At 70.1% G+C, this 18,374-nt stretch carries 19 protein-coding genes; 6 read left to right on the top strand and 13 right to left on the bottom strand.

Annotated elements, in window-relative coordinates; all coding sequences use genetic code 11:
• Positions 1–23 precede the first annotated feature (23 nt).
• The 10 genes from ACH4D3_RS38570 to ACH4D3_RS38525 form a co-directional block, all read right to left on the bottom strand.
• A complete protein-coding gene (locus ACH4D3_RS38570) occupies positions 24–296 on the bottom strand; it encodes a DNA-binding protein (RefSeq protein WP_031049133.1) in 273 nt (90 codons plus the stop codon).
• Positions 293–1,021 (bottom strand): hypothetical protein, encoded by a 729-nt coding sequence (locus ACH4D3_RS38565; RefSeq protein ID WP_398332446.1) that lies wholly within the window; start codon positions 1,019–1,021, stop codon positions 293–295. Before ACH4D3_RS38565 ends, ACH4D3_RS38570 begins: the two co-directional genes overlap by 4 nt.
• 12 nt (positions 1,022–1,033) lie before the next feature.
• On the bottom strand, positions 1,034–2,671 hold the full coding sequence (locus tag ACH4D3_RS38560; protein WP_398332445.1) for a hypothetical protein: 1,638 nt from the start codon (positions 2,669–2,671) through the stop codon (positions 1,034–1,036).
• 390 nt (positions 2,672–3,061) lie between these two features.
• On the bottom strand, positions 3,062–3,307 hold the full coding sequence (locus ACH4D3_RS38555; protein WP_398332444.1) for an S-type pyocin domain-containing protein: 246 nt from the start codon (positions 3,305–3,307) through the stop codon (positions 3,062–3,064).
• 254 nt (positions 3,308–3,561) lie between these two features.
• Positions 3,562–4,446 carry a hypothetical protein gene (locus ACH4D3_RS38550; protein ID WP_398332443.1) on the bottom strand — a complete coding sequence of 295 codons (885 nt, stop codon included), beginning with the start codon at positions 4,444–4,446 and terminating at the stop codon, positions 3,562–3,564.
• Between the two features lie 23 nt (positions 4,447–4,469).
• Complete coding sequence (locus tag ACH4D3_RS38545) at positions 4,470–6,626, bottom strand: hypothetical protein (RefSeq protein ID WP_398332442.1); 2,157 nt, start codon at positions 6,624–6,626, stop codon at positions 4,470–4,472.
• Complete coding sequence (locus tag ACH4D3_RS38540) at positions 6,623–7,549, bottom strand: hypothetical protein (RefSeq protein WP_398332441.1); 927 nt, start codon at positions 7,547–7,549, stop codon at positions 6,623–6,625. The genes ACH4D3_RS38545 and ACH4D3_RS38540 overlap by 4 nt, the downstream gene beginning before the upstream one ends.
• 150 nt (positions 7,550–7,699) lie before the next feature.
• On the bottom strand, positions 7,700–8,356 hold the full coding sequence (locus ACH4D3_RS38535) for a Crp/Fnr family transcriptional regulator (RefSeq protein ID WP_398332440.1): 657 nt from the start codon (positions 8,354–8,356) through the stop codon (positions 7,700–7,702).
• Positions 8,357–8,937: 581 nt separating this feature from the next.
• Entirely contained in the window at positions 8,938–9,597 is a 660-nt protein-coding gene (locus ACH4D3_RS38530) for a nucleotidyl transferase AbiEii/AbiGii toxin family protein (protein ID WP_398332439.1), read from the bottom strand.
• Positions 9,594–9,956, bottom strand: coding sequence for a hypothetical protein (locus ACH4D3_RS38525; RefSeq protein ID WP_398332438.1), 363 nt, complete (start codon positions 9,954–9,956; stop codon positions 9,594–9,596). The genes ACH4D3_RS38530 and ACH4D3_RS38525 overlap by 4 nt, the downstream gene beginning before the upstream one ends.
• 516 nt (positions 9,957–10,472) lie before the next feature.
• Between ACH4D3_RS38525 and ACH4D3_RS38520 the strand changes: the two genes are divergently transcribed.
• The 5 genes from ACH4D3_RS38520 (at position 10,473) to ACH4D3_RS38500 (ending at position 15,264) form a co-directional block, all read left to right on the top strand.
• Positions 10,473–11,693: a metallophosphoesterase gene (locus tag ACH4D3_RS38520; protein WP_398332437.1), complete on the top strand. Its 1,221-nt coding sequence runs from the start codon at positions 10,473–10,475 to the stop codon at positions 11,691–11,693.
• A 184-nt stretch (positions 11,694–11,877) separates the two neighbouring features.
• Complete coding sequence (locus ACH4D3_RS38515; RefSeq protein ID WP_398332436.1) at positions 11,878–12,630, top strand: patatin-like phospholipase family protein; 753 nt, start codon at positions 11,878–11,880, stop codon at positions 12,628–12,630.
• On the top strand, positions 12,627–13,844 hold the full coding sequence (locus ACH4D3_RS38510; RefSeq protein WP_398332435.1) for a macrolide family glycosyltransferase: 1,218 nt from the start codon (positions 12,627–12,629) through the stop codon (positions 13,842–13,844). The genes ACH4D3_RS38515 and ACH4D3_RS38510 overlap by 4 nt, the downstream gene beginning before the upstream one ends.
• Positions 13,845–13,846: 2 nt before the next feature.
• A complete protein-coding gene (locus ACH4D3_RS38505) occupies positions 13,847–14,332 on the top strand; it encodes a hypothetical protein (protein WP_398332434.1) in 486 nt (161 codons plus the stop codon).
• Entirely contained in the window at positions 14,329–15,264 is a 936-nt protein-coding gene (locus ACH4D3_RS38500) for a hypothetical protein (protein WP_398332433.1), read from the top strand. The genes ACH4D3_RS38505 and ACH4D3_RS38500 overlap by 4 nt, the downstream gene beginning before the upstream one ends.
• A 64-nt stretch (positions 15,265–15,328) precedes the next feature.
• Here ACH4D3_RS38500 and ACH4D3_RS38495 read toward each other — a convergent pair whose 3' ends face one another.
• Positions 15,329–15,997 carry a nitroreductase gene (locus ACH4D3_RS38495; protein WP_398332432.1) on the bottom strand — a complete coding sequence of 223 codons (669 nt, stop codon included), beginning with the start codon at positions 15,995–15,997 and terminating at the stop codon, positions 15,329–15,331.
• Between the two features lie 142 nt (positions 15,998–16,139).
• On the opposite strand from ACH4D3_RS38495, the gene ACH4D3_RS38490 reads away from it, so the two are divergent.
• Positions 16,140–16,802, top strand: a complete 663-nt coding sequence (locus tag ACH4D3_RS38490) for an FMN-dependent NADH-azoreductase (RefSeq protein WP_398332431.1) — start codon at positions 16,140–16,142, stop codon at positions 16,800–16,802.
• Positions 16,803–16,869: 67 nt separating this feature from the next.
• Here ACH4D3_RS38490 and ACH4D3_RS38485 read toward each other — a convergent pair whose 3' ends face one another.
• Together ACH4D3_RS38485 and ACH4D3_RS38480 are read right to left on the bottom strand one after the other, a co-directional pair.
• The gene (locus ACH4D3_RS38485; protein ID WP_398332430.1) at positions 16,870–17,355 is read right to left on the bottom strand and encodes a MarR family winged helix-turn-helix transcriptional regulator; all 486 of its coding nucleotides are present in this window, start codon (positions 17,353–17,355) and stop codon (positions 16,870–16,872) included.
• A 95-nt stretch (positions 17,356–17,450) separates the two neighbouring features.
• Positions 17,451–18,368: an NADP-dependent oxidoreductase gene (locus ACH4D3_RS38480; RefSeq protein ID WP_398332429.1), complete on the bottom strand. Its 918-nt coding sequence runs from the start codon at positions 18,366–18,368 to the stop codon at positions 17,451–17,453.
• Positions 18,369–18,374 lie beyond the last annotated feature (6 nt).

Raw genomic sequence — 18,374 nt, 5'->3', positions numbered from 1 at the left:
CGGCCGACGGATGGGGGAGCAGATCAGTCGAAGAGGGTGAGCGCTATGCCGTCGGCGATCTCGTCGGCGAAGACGGGGCGCTCCTCAATGCCCAAGGCGCGCAGCAGATCCACGGTGAGCACCCGGTGGCGCCGGCCGACCCGGACCGTGTCACAGGGGAAGGCGTCGCGGGCGACGAGCCTATAGGCGGTGCTCAGGCACATGCCGAATGCCCTGGCCGCTGTCCTGAGGTCCACGCTGACCGGCAGGTTGAAGATCTCGCGGAAGGTAAGAGGTGTCTCCACGTGGTCGTTCACCCTTTCCTCCCGCTCCGCCGCAGGGAGATCGTCGCAACCTGCCTGCCCCGGCCCGAGTGCGCGGTGCCGGCAGCCGTGCCGGCCAGGCCCCAGGCCTGTGCGAGTGCGCCGATCCGCACGCCTTCCACACGGTGGGCGGGGACGGTGATCCGCCGCCTGGCCGAGAGCGCGGTCCGGCCCGCGGGTGGGTCGTAATCCACCTGCCAGGGATCGTCCGTGTCCCTGTCGAGGGGAATGCCTCCGAGACCTTCCACGTCGTCCACAGCCGTCTCCAGGCGGGCTCGGCGGAACACGGTCCAGGCGCGCGAGCAGGCCGAGCGAAACACCCGGTCTCCGGGGTCCGGGGTATGTGCCCTGACCTCCGTCAGGGCTTCGAGATAGCACGTGACGAGTTCAGCCTCGACGTCTTCTCGTTCCGCGCGGAAGTACGAGGTGATCCTGAACGCGGTGCGGCGGAGACCTGGCAAACCCAGCCACACCACTGCCGACGGCCAGTCGGAGCGGTCGGCATCCATACGCAGGCGTTCCGCGATCTGGTGCCACAGGGCGGTACGCACAGTGGGTTCCACGCAGCGGTCGTACAGCATCTCCCGGGCCTGCTCCAGGGCGATGGGAACGCCCGCTCCTTCTGATCCCGTAAAGAGCCGCAGCTCGGGCACCGGATACCGGCCTGCCCACTGACGTTCGACAGTGGTGAAGACGCCGGGGTGAGGGGGAAGCGACACAATTCCTCCTGGTCAGTCCGTTGGGGTGGCCGGGGTCCTACTGCGCCACACGGTCAGCAGGCGCGCCGCCAGTTCCTTGCCAGGCATGGCGTCCGGGCCGCGTTCGACGGCCAGGAGCCATCGGAGGAAGCCGGGCTGCCGGGCTGCCACCAGGCGCGTGAGCAGTTCCTCCAGAGCCGGATCGGGCCGCGACGCACCATCGGCTTCGCGGCACCAGGCCAGGAGGACGTCGCGCATGGACGGGTAGGCGGTCGACTCGTCGAGGGCGTGGCCGATCAGTTGGACCATGCCGGAGGCCGTCTCGGCGCCGTCGAGGATCTGGCCGCGGCACCATGCGAGGTCCTTCCCCGCCATGGCGGGGAAAATGAGGGCCACCGACCGGGCCGGGACACCGTCGGAGCCGGCCCAGTCCCGAAACCTGCCCAGGACGGTTCTCCTGGTCCGGGAGTCGCCTACCGAGAAGCGTTGCACCAGCGCCTCGGCGACGGCGGTGGCAACGGCAACGTCGTCCGCGTCGTCGCTCAGCGTCTCCATGAGCTTGTGCAGCAATCGAAGGGCCTGCCCGTCCGTGAACCGGCCGCGGTCCGGGTGGCAGGCATACGCGACCACTTTCCGCAGGGCCGCTTCCGGTGCGGCGCTCCACTGTTCGAGTAGGTCGTCCGCCTTCGCCGCCGCTGCCGCGTCGCGGACGGCCGTGCCCAGGCAGCGGGCGGCCACCTCGACGGCTGGAGGACACTGGGCCAGCGCCAGAGATCGCAGGAACTCCAGGGTCCGCCCGCCGGATGCCACGGCCATCGCGGCGGCTGCCCGACCGGCCCGTTCGATCTGGTCCGGTGCGTATCCGGTGCCTGCGAGCCACGGGTGCAGCAGGGGCAGCAGGTCCGTGTGCTCACGGCAAAGGACCTCCCACACCGCGTCGCCCACGGCCGGCCAGAAGAATGACAGGGTGTCCGTGGCGTCCGTCGTGTCGGTCCCTGGCTGTCGCGTACGTCGCGCCGCCAGGGCACGCAGAGTCTCGGTCATGGGCCGCCGACCGGCCGTCACGGCCTGCTGACAGAACGGGCTCCGCGCTGCGGGCTCCCTCTCCGGTCCGACGCCCGCCGACGCCAGCAGGTCCTCCGCCCGCTCCATGACAACGCCGTGGTCGAGTCCGCCGTAGACGGTGAGGGAGAGCAGGTGGGCAAGGAGTACGGGGCTTTCCCGCGCCCGGCCCACCAGTTCCGGGGCCTCCACCCGGGCCAGGGCCTGCAGCACCTCGGCGCAGGAGGCGCCACCGCTACCCAGTCGGGCCACGACGTCCGCGGCCTGTGCCGCATGCCGGGGCGGCAGCTCCATTGGCAGCAACTCGCCGAAGAAGTCCGGTCCCAGGGATCGCAGCAAGCGTGAGCGCCTGTGCTCGTCGGGGCAGAGGTCCGTGAGATGGGCCGCGAAGACCTTCCGGGGATCCGGCGGTAGGTGGTGCAGGACCGGCGTGCCCAGGTGGTCCTCCAGGGCGGTGGGCAGACCGGGGGCATCCGCCAGCACGATAAGGAGACGCGCACCGGCCTCCGCCAATGGTGCTTCCAGCCTGGAGAGGTCCCAAGGGCGGAGCGCGAAGGGATCGGCGGGTTCCATCACCAGGTAGCCGTGCACTCCTCTAGGGCGCGGCATCCACCGGGTAAGATCGATGGCCCCATCCATCTGGACCAGGGCCGCATCTCCCTGCCGTGGGCCAGCAGATTAAGGGCATGTGTCTCTCGGCCGGTCCCCGGTGCTCCGACGAGCACGGAGACACCGGAGTCGAGTGCCGTGAGGCCGTCCTCGAAGCCGGGTGGCGGCACGAAACGGCGCCTCGCCGCCCTCAGGCCGTTCGCCCGCACGGGCCCCTGTCGCATCGGTCCCGCGAGAGGACCACCGTCCGACGAGGCGGACACGATCTGCCGCTGATCCCCCGCCACCAGGCCGGTGTTGACCGTACCGTTCGGCGCGACGACCACCATGTCCCGTCTGGCGGCCAGGGCTGCTACGACGAGGGAGTCGAGCTCGTCGGGCCGAAGAGCCTCAGACGTCACCGTCGGCTCCGCTGCGGGCACGGCCGGAAAACTTGATGGTGGTGACGTGTTGGCCGCCATGGACGGTGCCGGTGTTGATGATCCCTCGCTCGGCGTTCAACACCGTGGTGGGAGCGGCTTCCCCGTGCTCGGCGGCATCCCGCTCCTCGTGGCGGTCGCCTTCTGTCAGGGGTACCGGTCGCCGGCGGTCAAACGGGATCACACGGTTCTCGTTCAGGAATTCCTCTGCTCGCATGTCGTCCTTTCTGAGCGATCGGGACGCCCGAGGGGTTCTCGTTGCGTCAATTCCTGGCCCCCTGAGACTCCCGCACCCGGCCATGGCCGTCTGCTTTCAAAATGCGTACGGGCAGTGGCTGTGGTCACATGCTCGGGATCATGCGAAGCGTGGTGCGCAGCAGGGCGCGGAGCGCGGACACAATGGGAAGGGCACGCTGCCGTGAAAGCAGCGTGCCCGTTTGCGTATTCGACCGTCGAATGCGGCTTCTTCGATCAGACGGCCACACCGGGAACCTGACGTCCCAGCGCGGAGATGCGGTCACGCAGAAGGTAGGAGATCTCCTTCCTTTCCTGCTCGGAGAGCGTGCCGAGTAAAGAGGCCAGTTCCTCCTGCCAGTCGGAGCGCGGCGCGCTCAGGAGGTCCTGGTGCTCGACCGACCAGTCCAGCACCTGCCTGACCTGATCGGGATGCCTGAGCAGCCAGAGCGCTGCCAGCGAGACCGGGCCGGAGTGGAGTGCCTGGAGGCAGAACTCGTACTCGCCACGCCGGCTGGTCGTCCAGGAGTAGGAGACTCCCTCGTCGTCCGGCCGACCGAGGAGGAGTTCCTCACCGGTCTCCCGAAGCCGGACGTCGAACACCCGATAGCTCAGGCCCGTTTCCTCCACGCGCTGCGGCACACCGAGATGCTGCATGATCTCCGGAGCCCCGAGCCCGTCGCCCGCGCTCGTCTGTGTGTCGGCCAGCCGGCGCAGGGCTCGCGTGAGATGGGTGCGGATCACATGCCAGCCGTGCAGGGTCTTCGTGCGTACGACGCGCACCGGATCGTGCACCCACCACGACACCCACAGGTCCACCGATTCCGTGCCGTACACCGTGGGCAGGCCCACGGCCTGGGTGTCCACGTGCTCGGTCACGTCCACGCGGAAGACATCGGTATAGCTGCCGCCCAGAGTGGGCGCCGCGGCCTCGTCGGGCGTCGGCACATGTGCGCCGGAGGTTTCGGGGTCTCCACAGCGGCCGAGGACGTAATGGTCACCGGCGGAGTCCCTGAGTACGAGCGACCAGTCCGTCGCGGCGGACCAGCGGTGGCTGAGGATTTCCCGCCAGGGCGGTCTGACCGTCCGGAGATAGAGGCGCTCGGCCGATTCGTCACTCATGCCTTCCCTCCCCTTTTTGTCACTCATGCCGCCTCCCCTTGTTCGCCTCTGCGCCACCTGTCGAGCGCGGTCCGTGCGATATCCCGCCCGGCCCAGCCAACGGTGTCTCCATGGTCCATCTCGACGAAGAGCCGCAGTTCGCCGTATTGCATGGATCGGGCCAAAGCGGTGAACAGATTCTCCACCGCGCGGAACAGCGACTCGTCCCAGCGTCCCCAGTCGGCCCATCGCAGCAAGGCGGCGCAGGTCAGGTCGAAGGAGCTGTCGGTGTTCAGTGCCCGTCCGATCACTTCCGCGATCAGCCGCCCTTGGCGGGTCCCTTCGGCAAGGTGGTGCTGGAACCATTGTGGGTCCTGCACCAACTGGCCGAATAAGGAGAGAATTTGTTCCGTGTCGGCCTGTTCTTCGCCCAGCCATTGCATAAGACGGTCGAACACGTTCTTCTCGTTGCCCGCCCGGAACAGGCGCAGGACCGCCACCCGCACTGCCAGGCGGACCCGGGCCTGTCCCTCGTCCTCCCGGTCATGGGTCCGTACGCCCCATAGGAGGGTGCTGAGCAGTCGGAGGGCGGCATCGGGACGTGACAGCCCGAACTCCGCACCGCATGCGTAGGCCACCGTGGTCCTCAACTGCGGGCTGACCGCCAGACTCCAGCGCTGAAGTCGATAGCGCACCTCTGCAACCAGCACAGGGTCCTCGGCCGCGATGCCGAGGGCGTGTGCCGCGATGAGGCGGCTGGTGGTGCGCTCGGACTCGGCGAGGGTCTGGACGTGACGCAGCGCCCGACGTCCGCCTCCCCAGCTGGCTGCCCTCCCCATGACCCGACCCACCGGCTCGGTCAGTTCGCTGTCGCGATGCACCTCGCTCAGCCATCTGACGAGCAGGTCCGACAGCGTCCCGTACTCACGCCATACGTGTCTGAGCACGGCCTCGGCCTGTCGGTGTCTGACGAAGACAACCGGTTCTACGCTGTGCGCGTAGTCTTCCCCCGTGCGGATCTCACGGGTCTGCCGGGTGGCACGGACGGCATGCAGTAGCTCCGTCAGAGAACGCCGGAAGACGAAGTCCGGGTTGGGCCGCTCGGCATTCTCGGCCCCCGACGATTCGGTGGCCGGCAGCGCGGCCGTCAGACGCCCCTCGGACAGCGCCATCAGTCGGCCGGCTTCCTCCCTGACGATCCGGTGGTCCAGTCCTTCGTAGACACAGATGGCCAGCAGCAGAGACAGGGCGTCCGGGTCGTTGCGCAACTCACGGATGAATTCCGGTACTTCCTGCTCGACCCGATGGCTGAGCCGCTCCCCGAGGTCGTCGAGAGCCGTCGCGTCACCGTCGGCCGACACAATGGCCGTGACCAGCTCGACTACCTCGACCGGCACCAGCTCGGGAGCCAGGAGTTCTCGCAGTTCGTGGCGATCCAGTGCGGCCAGCAGCCGCTCCCGCTCTCGCTGGTCCGGCACCACGGCTTCGAAGCGGCTGCCGAACACCAAAGCGGCCGGGGGCGGTTGGCAGGTGATGGGAGTGACGTGCAAGTCCTGTTCGAGGCGGCGCAGCAGGGCCGTGTCGTCAGGAAGGACGATCACCATGCGCGCACCGGTGTTCTTCAGCAGGGAACGCACATGACCCAGCACGCCGGGCCCGAACGGCCGGGACGGGAACAGTCCGTCCACGAGGTAGCCGCGCGCCGAGGCCTCTGTGGGCCGCCAACGGTCCAGTTCCGTGACGCTGTCCAGGGCCCGCAGCGGGGCCCCTTCCCCACAGCACGCACGCAGCAGGTTGAGCGCCGCGGTGCGGCGGCCGGATCCCGGTCGGCCGGCCAGGAAGAGCAGCCCCCTATCCAGCTCGCTCAAGGCGCTCCCGAACCATTCTGGTTCCGCGAACCCGAATGCGGCGGCTCGCATCTCGGTCTCGGGAATCGGTCCCTCGCGCACCCTCGCCGCCCGAGCTGTCCGCCGGTCGTCCGTCCGCTTGTTGTACACACGTTGACCACCGTGGACGGATCCCGCGTTGAGGTTTGCGTTCGGGGCGTACACGAACGGACCTCGGGTACCGGTGGCTCCGCCGATGGCGTCGAACAACTCGTAGACGTCGTGCTCCGGTTCCGCACACGGTGACTTGCCCTCGGGCGGGACCTCGCGCGCCCCGGGCAGTTCGGCACGCGCCGCCCCCTCGTCCGACGTCACGGTCGTCCCTGGTACTTGTCGCCATGGACCTGGTCGCCCTGGAAACCTCGGACGCGATGGGCCTTGCTTCCTTCGACGTGGTCACCGGCGACGTTGTGGTTCGACACGCTCTGCCCGCCGTGCACCGTACCCGTGTTGATGTTGCCGTGGGGAGCGCTGTTGCTCACAGGAGGACCCTGCGTGCCGGCGGTCTCCGGCGGACGGGCATCCTCCCGCAGAGGGCTCTCGGCGGCCGGGTCGGCCAGGGCCGCCTCCTCGTACAGCGGTCCGGACGGCTGGGGTACGTAGATCCACGCCTGTTGGGCGAATGGCTTACCGTCGACTGTCGCGGCCACCTCCACGAAGTGGTCGGGATGGCGCCCGGTGTACCCGCTGGCGACGGCGTCCTCGTAGCAGCGCTGGGAGAGGATGGCCGCGAGGTGGGTGATGTTCTCCTTGTGCGAGGCGAGCACGGCCTTGACGGGACGGCAGTCGAGGAGCCGGTGCGTGTCATTTCGCGCCGTTCCGTTCCCGCTGAACTCGTCGCCGGTGTCCGGCAGGGGGCCGATGTGCAGACTGGCTCGGAGCCTGATGGGTACGGCGCCGTAGGACAGGACGTTGTGGTCGGTGAGGAGGTCCTGGAGGGTGAGCAGTAGGGGGTGGATCACGAAGGGCATCAGGGCGGGGTCGAATCCGAAGACGTAGCCGTCGCCGGTCGAGGCGGGGAACTTGCGGTCGTCCCAGAGCTCCTCAAGTCCCACCGTGGTCAAGGCGGTCCTGAGGAGTTCGGGAATGGCACGGCTGATGGCCTCGTGCTCGATGGCCGGATGCCCCGTGAATCCCTTGGCGTCCACGGCCAGGATCCCCCGATAGGCGGGCAGCGCACGGCTGCGGGTGTGAGGCCCAGCGCTGCCCTGGGTCGATTCGCTGAAGAACTCGCGCATGTGTCACTCCTCCGTGAAGTCCCGTCCGGCCGTCAGAGGCCGGACGGTGGCATGGGCGTTCGACGTGCCAGCCAGTCGAAGCTTCACAGCGGACGCGCGAAGGCTCCGCCCCAGGAACGCGTACAACATGTGACGTGGGGCACGCCACCGTCACTCGTCAGGGGGCAGACCGAGGGTCCGCCGCAGGGCCTTCACACCGGTGACATGGATGCGGTTCCTCGCGAACTGCACCTGGTCCGGACCGAGATGCCTCAGGGCCTTGCTGACGGTGTCGCGGCTCACTCCGATGTGCTGGGCCAACTCCTCCCTGGTCAGGGCGAAGGAACGCACACCACCGGAAGCCTTGACCAGACGGAGCAGCGCCACGGCAAGACGTTCGTGCACGGCCCCGTCGTAGACTTCGGTCTGCTCGCGCAGCCGACTGGAAGCGAGCGTCGCGAGCGGATACGCAAGCTGATATTCACGCACAAAACGGTGGAAGTCCTCGGCGGGGACCACAGATGCTTTGCATTCGCTCATCGTTCGCACATCGGCCAGCCTCTCTCCGCCATGCTGGAGCGCCATCTCCCCCAAGATCTCCCCGGGGCCACGGAACGCCAGCAGTCGCTGCCGCCCGTCGCGGTCCGTGCGGACCACTTTCACCATTCCACTGATCAGGGCGAGCACATGAGTCCCTCGTGTCCCCTGCCTCAAGAGGATTTCCGACGACGTGTAGGTCCAGCACGGGTAGCGGATCAGTCCTGTCCACGCCTCCTCCGACACTAAGTCCTGAAGAGTCCGCACCGAGAAAGCACGATCTTCGCTCATGCGATCACGCTAGGAGAGTCGGCTACTGAGCCACCACGGAATGCATCATTCCGTGGTCGCGGCGATGCGATCGGCCGGAACTATTCCATGTGGCGGAATCACTCTCCTTGACTACTGAACGCATTGCTCACTCGCCATGCAGGATTGAAAGCGGGAGGCAATTGCCCGAACTTTGGCCTCTGCGCCGACATCGGCGGTCGCCGGAAGACAGCGCTGGAAGTTGTCGCTTCTGCTGGCAGACGTCTGCCAGCAGGGACAGCACCGGTCCCGAGCCGATGCTGTCAGCACTGGATATCAATGGATCCAGCCGGAAGCCTTTCGTGCAAGTCTTCGAGCTGGCCGTTGCCGAGTTCCACCGTCGGACCCGGACTGAACGTGGGAGTGGGAGCGGGATGCAGTGCTTGACCGTTACCGCAGCACGGTTTCGCCGTGAGTCCACTGCGAGGAATCGCTCGGCTGCCCTGCACATCCGCCGTGCAGGGCAGCCACCCACCATTGACGGCTCCGGGTTGGAACCTGCTGGCTACACCGCGTTCTCTCGTTGCAACGGCGGTAGAGGGGATGGAAACGATGACCGCCTCTCAGGCGTTCTCGTCATGGATCCGCGCACCCAGGTCCTCCGCCCACTCCAGCGCCCACGCCTTGAGTTCCTCGATCTGCCGGGAGGTGAGCCCGTAGGCGGTGTAGTCCTCGTCCTCGTACCAGTCCGCGCCGATGAGCCGGTCCCGGAGTTCTTCGAGGCTGAACTCGTCGTGGGCGCGACGGCGGCCCAGGGACTCGAGGTCGGCGGTGGAGCGGTGGCGGGAGGCAGCCTGGACGTCGATGAGGTCGCGGACGGTGCCCCGGTCAGCGAGGGCACGGACCTTGGTGCCGATCACGTCGTCGAGGGAAAGAACGGGGCCGTAGGGAGTCTGGGCAGGCGGAGCCCAGAACGCCTCCTTGAGGACATCGACCTCGCACTCCTCGGCGGTGTCCGGATCGGTGACGAGGAACCGGCCGCTGAGCGGATCGGTCTGGACATGCGTGGTCCGCCATCCGCGTGCGCTGAGGCCGGCTGTGAGGGAGGCGACGATCTCCTGCATCGGAGCGGGGTTCTCGGTGGCGACGTCGAGGTCACGGCTGAAGCGTTCGACCAAGCCGTGGGCCTGCACGGCGTATCCGCCGGTGAGGACCAGAGGGTAGGGGGAGCCGAGGTCGAGAATGTCGGCGAGGAGACGCTCGTGGAGCGGAGTGAGCTTCACGCGGCGGTCGTGTCGGCCGGAGCAGTGCGGAGCAGCTCGGGGAAGGCGTCCTCCCAGACCTCGCGGATGTAGGGACTGATCAAGCGCCGCAGTACGGGCCACTGCTCGGCGAGCAGCCGGTGGTGCAGGAGGGTCACCAGGTCCTCGCGCAGTCCTTCGGCGAGGACGGTCCGGTAGAGCGTCATGCGGGACTTCGGACGGTCCAGGCTGTAGCTCGTCCGCCCGGACCAGACGATGTGGAGCGGCAGATCCACGTCGCCCTCGACGGGGCCGGTCAGTTCCTGCAAGCGCTCGGGAAGCTGGCTGCGGTAGCGGTCCCGCAGCGCCTCGGCACGGGCGGCGGTGAGCGTCGTGTCCATGCATCCAGTATCGCTGCTGAGAGGCGGCGGCATGGCGGATACGGGAGTGCCTGTCCTACGTACGGGTCGGGCGCCCGCCCTTCCATCGGCCATCTCAACCAGGGCGCGCTTAGCGCATCATCGCCTACCAGCACAGGCCCCCAGGTGGCGCGGCGATCGGCTGCCCTCTAGACCCGGGCAGCCCGCCCACAGACGCGGGTGATCATGACGCAGCAGGTCACGCGGAGGGTCGCCAAAGACCTGTCGAAGTCACCCGTCATGGCAGCTAGATCTTGGACTTGAACATGGTGCGCAGCATGTCGGACTCCTGGAAGACGGCTCCCTGCCTGCTTTTTGCAGGTCAAGGGCGCTATCACCTTACAACTGGCACGAGTCCGACTCGAAGACTGTGAGGAACCTCGCTTCACTCCGGTGAGCAGCCTCCCGCAGGGCTGCCGCGCGAACCCGGCTGTTGGGTCGGCCCGCAGTGGGCCGGATACAGTGCGCGAGACGGCAGTCCGGTCAGGGAGGGGAAGCGTGACCGACACCAGCAACACCCGGCCCGCCGAGGGTGATGCGCAGGCTCCGCGGCAGAGCCGACTGCACCGCCTGATGCGCTACGTCCCCCTGATCGCCCCCGTGCTGCTGTGGGCCGTGCCCTGCTGGGTGCTGCTGTACACCGGCCAGCACTGGCCGCTGCCCTTCACACTGATCTGCACCGCCCTGTTCGTCCTCGCCCTGATGTGCATGCCGCTCGCCATGGCGCGCGGCCATGGCAGGCGCCAGCAGGACCGCGCGGCGATCGTCGGTGACACCCTGCTGGGCACCGGTTGGGTGCTGTTCACCTGGTCCGTTCTGCTCGGCGTTCTGTTGCGGCTCGCCCTGACCGTGGCCGACGTCGAGGACGGTCAGGGCCGGGCCCGGATCGTCACGTGGGCCGTCCTCGGCGTAACGGCCGTACTGCTCGGCTGGGGGTACGCCGAGGCGCGCCGGGTGCCACGCGTGCGCCGACTCGACGTACGCCTCCCGCGACTGGGGGCCGGGCTGGACGGCCTCCGCGTCGTCCTCGTCACCGACACCCACTACGGCCCCCTCGACCGCGCCCGCTGGTCGGCCCGGGTGTGCGAGACCGTGAACACCCTCGAAGCCGACCTGGTGTGCCACACCGGGGACATCGCGGACGGCACGGCCGAACGCCGCCGCGCCCAGGCCGCCCCACTCGCGACCGTGCGGGCCACCCGGGCCCGTGTCTACGTCACCGGCAACCACGAGTACTACAGCGAGGCCCAGGGCTGGGTGGACCTGATGGACGAGCTGGGATGGGAGCCCCTGCGCAACCGCCACGTGCTGCTCGAACGCGGCGGCGACACCCTCGTGGTCGCCGGTGTGGACGACGTCACCGCCGAGTCCTCCGGCCTGGCGGGCCACCGCGCCCACCTCGCCGGAGCCCTCGACGGCGCCGACCCCGACCTGCCCGTCCTGCTCCTGGCACACCAGCCCAAGTTCGTCGACCGGGCGGCAGCCGCCGGTATCGACCTCCAGCTCTCCGGCCACACCCATGGCGGCCAGATCTGGCCCTTCCACCACCTGGTCCGCATCGACCAGCCCGCCCTCGCCGGGCTCAGCCGCCACGGCACCCGCACCCTCCTCTACACCAGCCGCGGCACCGGCTTCTGGGGCCCGCCCTTCCGCGTCTTCGCCCCCAGCGAGATCACCCTGCTGGTGCTCCGCAGCCCGCACCCGGTCAGCTCGCCGTAGCACTGGCGCCCGTCGCGCATGACCGTCCACGGCCTCCGGGCGCCGGGCGGTGGCGGTTCCGCCCCCGCCGGTACCGGGCCGTCGGGGGGCCGGTGACGAACCCGCTGTCACAGATCGGCGTGCTGTCCGGTCCCTTTCTCAGCGAAGCGCTGCCACGCCCTGCCGTGGGTGAGAGAGGTGGACCATGATGCTGACCCGGCGCCGGGACCCGTCGGCCCCGTCACCGTGCACCGACTCCGGCGAGGGCGAACCGACAAGCTCGGGACCGGTCGGCCTGGCGGCCCTCCCCCGGCCCGTGGCCGTGGTGGTGGGTGCGGGTGGCGTGCTCGCGCTGAACGGTGCCATCGCGGCGGCACACCCCGACCGGGCCGCGCCGTGGCTGGAGCACGTGTGGACCCAGCTGCGCCGCCTGATCGCCCGGGCCGGGCTGCCGAGGCGGATCGAGGAGCTGGCGGTGCCGTTCACCGCGGTCGCCACGGGCCTGGTGACCGGCGCTCCGGCGCTGCTCGACCGCGGTGACCTCGCGAGCGCGGCCGTCCCGGGCCTCCTGCCCCCGGTCGACCGCGAGGGCCGCACGCTCGTGGACGGCGGCGTGATCGCCTACGTCCCGGTGCCGGCCGCCCTGCGGGCCGGAGCGGCCGGCGTGGTCGTGGTGCCGACCGGCCCGGAGAGTTCACCGCCGCCCGCGACCCTGCCGCCCCGCCGGGCCGCTGCCATCGCGTCGCGGGCCGGTCTGCTGCTCATGCACCGTCAGATCGAACGGGACCTGGCCGAGGTATCCCGCCGGCTCCCGACGGTCGTCCTGCCCACAGGGACGGACGTCTGGCCCGCGACCTGGGACTTCCGCCACAGCAGGAGGCTCATCGAAGCGGCCACCGCCACGGCGGCGACGACACGGTGGGCACCGCGTCTCACCGCTGCGAGGGCCGGTCTGTGAGTACCATCGCGTTCCTCAACATCGGCATGCACGGGCACATCAACCCGACGCTGCCGGTCGCGGCCGAACTGGTCCGTCGCGGCCACACCGTCACGTACCACACCTCCCCCGCCTTCCGGGAGGAGATCGCTGCGACCGGCGCGACCGTGCGTCCCTACCCGGGAGGGGACCAGCCGCTTCCCGGCCCGCCGTCGCCCATCACGCTGATGGAGGCGCTCGCGCGCACCGCCCTGGACCTGCTGCCCGCCGTCCTCGCCGATCTGCGCGACGACCGGCCCGACCTGATCGTCCACGACAGCGCCTGCCTGTGGGGCGCGCTCGCCGCGCGTGTGCTCGGCGTCCCGGCGGCCTCGTCGTTCACCACGTTCGCCTACAACCGTCGTGTGGCCAGCCCGACCCGCGCCTCGCGGGAGCTGCTGGCCGAAGCCGCGGCCCGCCCGCGGAACCTGGCGGGCTATGCGAGGGCCCGGCTGGCGCTGCGCCGCCGCTTCGCCGCGACGGGCGTGCCGCTGCTCGACCTGGCGGACATCCGGCAGCCGCTGAACCTCGTATACACCTCTCGTGCGTTCCAGCCCGCCGTGGAGGAGTTCGACCGGTCCTACCGGTTCGTGGGGCCGAGCGTCGGTGCCCGGCCGGACGACCCGTCGTTCCCCTGGGACCGGCTCAAGGACCCGGCGCTGTACGCCTCGCTGGGCACGGTCTTCACCGCCGATCCGCGGCTGCTGCGTACGTTCGCCACGGCGCTGTCCCCGCTGGCGGGGAGCGTGGTGGTCTCCACCGGGCAGACCGATCCCGCTGCTCTGGGCGTCCTCCCGGACAACGTGCTCGCCCGGCGTTCAGTGCCGCAGCTGGAGGTGCTGGACCACGCGGCGCTGTTCATCACCCACGGCGGCATGAACAGCGTCAACGAGGCCATGTTCGCGGGCGTCCCGCTCCTGATCGTCCCGCAGGGCGCCGACCAGCCCATGGTCGCCCGGCGCGTCGTGGAACTGGGGGCCGGGCTGTCGATCCGTACCGAGAACGTCACCGAGGACGCCGTGCGCGGCGTCGCGCGGCGCCTCCTCGATGACTCCCGTTACCGGGCCGCCGCGTCCGGGCTGCGGGCCGCCCAGCGTGAGGCGGGCGGCTACCGGCGTGCCGCCGACGAGCTCGAGCGGTACCTGCGCCCGGCCGGTGCCGCGCTCACGTCTCCCGCCGATCCGCAGCGAGGCTGACGATGACACCCGCCGTCGTGGCCCTGCTGATACTGGCCGGGCTGTCCGAGGCGCTCGGACGCGTCACGCCCGTCGCGGTGGGGCGGCCAGGGGGGCCGCGCAGCCGGATCGTCCGGCTGGTCCTGGCCGGCGCGGTCGTCGAGGGCGCCGTGTTCGCGCTCTGGCCGCTGACCGCCTGGACCTTGGCCGAGCTTGTGCTGGGCTCGTCGCCGCCCGGTGACGGGCTGGAGTGGACACCCGGCCTCGTCGCGCCCCTCGTGCTCTCGGCCCTGCTGGCGTTCCCGCTGCTCGGCCCCCTGCTCCACCTGCTGCTCTTCGTGGGGGTCGGAGCGGGTCTGGCCGGCCCGCTGGCCGCGGAGACCGGTCTCGGCTGGTGGACTGCGGCCGGCTGCGTGGCCGTGGCCGGTGTCGTGCTCGGTGTCACGGTCGAGGGCGTCCGGCGGGCGGTGGTGCGGATCAGCGCCACCGAGAGGGCGGTGACGTCGTGAACGACTTCCTGCTCTGGGCCGTCGCCCTCGGACCGGCCCTGCTGGCCGAGGGCCTGCTGGCACGCTACGAGGTGCTGGCCTACGGCGCCGGCTGGCGGGCCCCGACCACCGAACTGCCCGCGGGGGTCCCGTACGCGCGGGGCGCCGACCCGGACCGTCCTCCGGCCGCCTACCTGGTCTACCTGGACGGGATCGGCAAGCGCCGTGTCCTGGACAGCAGGGACGGCGGCCAGTTGGTCAGGGCCGTGCTGGCCGGTGCGCCGGAGTTGAGGGTGCTGGGTCAGGTGCAGCCGTACTCCCCGCTGGCCGACCCGCTCGCCGACCGGCCGGTGTGGTCGTGGCTGCGGCGCCGCGTCGGGCTGCTGCTCTTCCTGCACAACGTGATGCAGATCTTCGTCGCCGCCGACCGCCGCTACCGGCCGCTGTACAACCGGGCCGTCGGTTCGCAGATCGCCACCCAGCTGCTCCTGGCCGGCTACCGTCCCGGCTCTGGCGTCCCGGTCGTCCTGCTGAGCTACAGCGGCGGTGCGCAGGTGGCCACCGGCGCCCTCGACGAACTGCACAAGCGGCTCGGCTGCCCCCAGTTGCTCATCATGTTCGGCGGCTTCCACAACGGTGCCAACGACCTCACCCGCGCCGAACACGTGCACCGGCTCACCGGTTCCGGTGACCGGATCGAGCGGGTGGGCACCTGGATGTTTCCGCAGCGCTGGCCGCTCTTCCGGGGCAGCGGCTGGAACCGGGCCGCCCGCGAGGGAAAGATCACGGTGCACCGGTTCGACCCGGCCACCCACGTGGGACCGCGCAGCTACATCAGCCGGAGCGCTCTGCTGCCCGACGGCCGCACCCATCTGGCCCGCACCGCGGACACGGTGGTGGAGCTGATCCGCGAGCACTGCCGGAGCCGTGCCGCGCAGGAGCCGCGGCCGTGACGGTCCGAGCCCTCGGTGAGGCTACTCGTCGAGGGCTCGTCGGCATGATTCCGGGCAAGGAGTCTCAAGGACCGTCGACGAAGGTGACCGTCTCCTCCAGGGCGGCGCGGCCGGTGCGCGACGGGTTCGCCGCGGGGTCCTCGTAGCCGATCGACATGCCGCAGAAGAGCATCAGGTCGTGCGGCGGCGCCACGGTCTCCGCGACGGTCCGGTGGAATTTCGCCCACGCCATCTGTGTGCAGCTGTGCAGGCCCTCCTCGCGCAGCAGCAGCATCACGCTTTGCAGGAACATGCCAACATCGGACCATTGGGGACGCCCCAGGTCACGGTCGATGTAGCAGAACAGGGCGGTGGGCGCGCCGAAGCACTCCCAGTTGCCGGACGCGGCCCGCTGACGCGCCTCCGTGTCCTGGCGCGCGACACCGAGAGCGCCGTAGCGCTGCTCACCGAAGGCGGACCGCCGCTCGCGGTACGGCGACTTCAGCCGCTGCGGGTACTGCGCGTACTCCGGCTCGTCGAACGGGTCACCGGCGTCCAGACGAGCCCCCGCGCTCTTCTTCAGCGCGGCCAGCGGACCGCCGCTGAGCACGAAGGCATGCCAGGGCTGGAGGTTCGATCCGGAGGGCGCCCAGGCGGCGGCGGACAGCACCCGCTCCAGCACTTCCCGCGGGACGGGCCGGCCGGAGAAGCGGCGGACCGACCGCCGGCTTTTGACCGCCTCGTAGACATCCATGAAGACACATCTCCCTAGTCACTCATGATCATGGTTGCGATTGCGACAGTATCATTCGCGACCATCTCGTGTATAACTAGTTGCCCAGCCCGACCAGCGCCCGGCCGCTTCCGGGCGCCATACCGCTGTCTGGAGAACCCCCATGGCCACGCTTCTGCACATCGACTCGTCCGTGTTCCCGACCGAGACGTCCGCGTCCCGGACCGTCACGGCCGTGTTCCGCCGAACCTGGGAGGAGCAGCACCCGGAGGGCACGGTGATCTACCGCGACCTCGCCGCCGACCCGGTCCCGCACATCACCGCGGACGCCTGGTCCGCCGGGTACGCCGACCCGTCCGAGCACACCGCGCGCCAGTCCGCCGCGTTCGCCGCACGTCTCGAGCTCATCGAGGAGCTGGAGCGGGCGGACGTCATCCTGATCGGGGCCCCCATGTACAACTACACGGTCCCGTCCACGCTCAAGGCGTGGCTGGACAGCGTGCTCCTGCCGGGCCGCACGGCCGGCGAGACGCCCTCCGCGCAGGGCACCCCCACCGTGGTGGTCGCCAGCCGCGGCGGCTCCTACGCGCCGGGCACCCCGCGCGAGGGCTTCGAGTACGTGCAGAACTACCTGGAGGCCGTCCTGCGCAGCACCCTCGGGCTCGACCTGGATTTCATCGTTCCGGAACTCACCATGGCGCCACGCAATCCGGCCATGGCCGAGCTGACCCCGCTCTTCGAGACCTCGCGCGAGCGCGCCCACAGCGATGCGGTCACCAAGGCGAAGACACTCGCCGAACGCCTCGCCGCGGACGACGGCAGGTGACACAGGTGACACAGGTGACACACCACTGACCCGCCCGCCGGCCGGAGCGGTGCACCCGGGCCGCGCCCTACGCCTCGCGGCCGCCCGGGTGCGCGAGACGGGTCAGCAGACGCATCAGCTCCCCGGCGCCGTCGGGGCCCAGGTCGGCGACCAGCCCTTCGGCCAGCGGCTCGGCCGCGACGTGGGCCGCGTCGAAGAGCTCCAGCCCCTCCGGGGTGATCTCCACGGCCCGTGCCCGGCGGTCCCCGGGGACGGGCTTGCGCACGGCGAGTTTTTTGCGTTCCAGGTCGTCGACGACCCGCATGATCCCCGCCTTGTCCGTCCCCGTCTCCGCCGCGAGGTCGCGCTGCACGGTGGGGCCGCGGTCCACGAGCACGATCAGCACCGCGAAGTGCCGCAACTCGATCCCGAGCGGCCGCAGCGCCTCCGACATCACCCCCGCCGCCCGCCAGTGGGCGCGGCGCAGCAACAGCCCCAGGGCGAACGGCGAGGCGTCTCCGGGGCGGTCGCTCGCGCGCGACACGGTGTCTCGGGATGACGGGTCAGCGGCCATGGCGGCATCGTACCGCCACCGAGTCGACCGATACCGTTTCACATGAAACAGACGGTCCCTCCCCCGGTCGACGCCGTGTGTCCGGCGCCGCCTTCCTACCGGCGAACGCGGATGACGGACTTCCCCTTGGCCCGCTCCGCCGGGTTGAAGGCGGCAACCGCGTCGTCGAGGTCCGCGACCCGGCCGATGTTCGTCCGCAGCCGGCCCTCCCGGACCCGCCGGACGACCTCGGCCAACTGTGCGCGGTCGGCCTCGACGACGAAGTCGACCGCCAGACCGTCCTTCGGCTGCGCCTCGGGCGGACCGGCGATGCTCACCAGCATCCCTCCCGCCCGAACCAGACCCGCCGACCTCTTCCCGACGTCCCCGCCGATCACGTCGAACACCAGATCCACTCCGCCGACGTCTTCAAGCGTCTCGTTGTCCAGGTCGAGAAACTCGTGGGCGCCGAAGTCCACGGCCTTCTGGCGGTCGGCGACACGCCCTGTGCCGATGACGTGGGCGCCGGCCTCGCGGGCGAGCTGCGTGACCATCGATCCGACACCACCGGCCGCGCCGTGTACCAGGACGGTCTGCCCGACCTGGAAACGGCCGTGCACGAACAGCCCCTGCCACGCGGTCAGGCCGGAGATCGGCAGGCTCGCACCCACCGTGAAGTCGACGTCGCCCGGCAGCGGCGCGAGGTTGCGGGCCTCGACGGCCGCGTACTCGGCCAGGGTGCCGTCGCGTGTCCAGTCCGTGAGGCCGAACACCCGCTGCCCCACCGTCAGCCCCCTCGTGCCGTAGCCGAGCGCGCTGACGACGCCGGCCACCTCGTGGCCGGGGATCGACGGAGTGCGGTCCCGGCCCAGCCGATCGGTCCAGGTACCGGGCCACGTCAGCTCGCCGGGGGTGTATCCCGACGCGTAGACCTCGAGGAGCACGTCGTTTCCCGCCGCCTCCGGCTTCGGCCGGTCGGCCAAGGTCATCCCGGCCGTTCCCGCAGCCTGATCCGTCACCACGATCGCTTTCATCCCACA

The sequence above is a fragment of the Streptomyces sp. NPDC018026 genome, from assembly GCF_044327745.1.
Classification (GTDB): Bacteria; Actinomycetota; Actinomycetes; order Streptomycetales; family Streptomycetaceae; genus Streptomyces; species Streptomyces rubrogriseus.
This window is presented reverse-complemented; position numbering and strand designations above follow the sequence as displayed.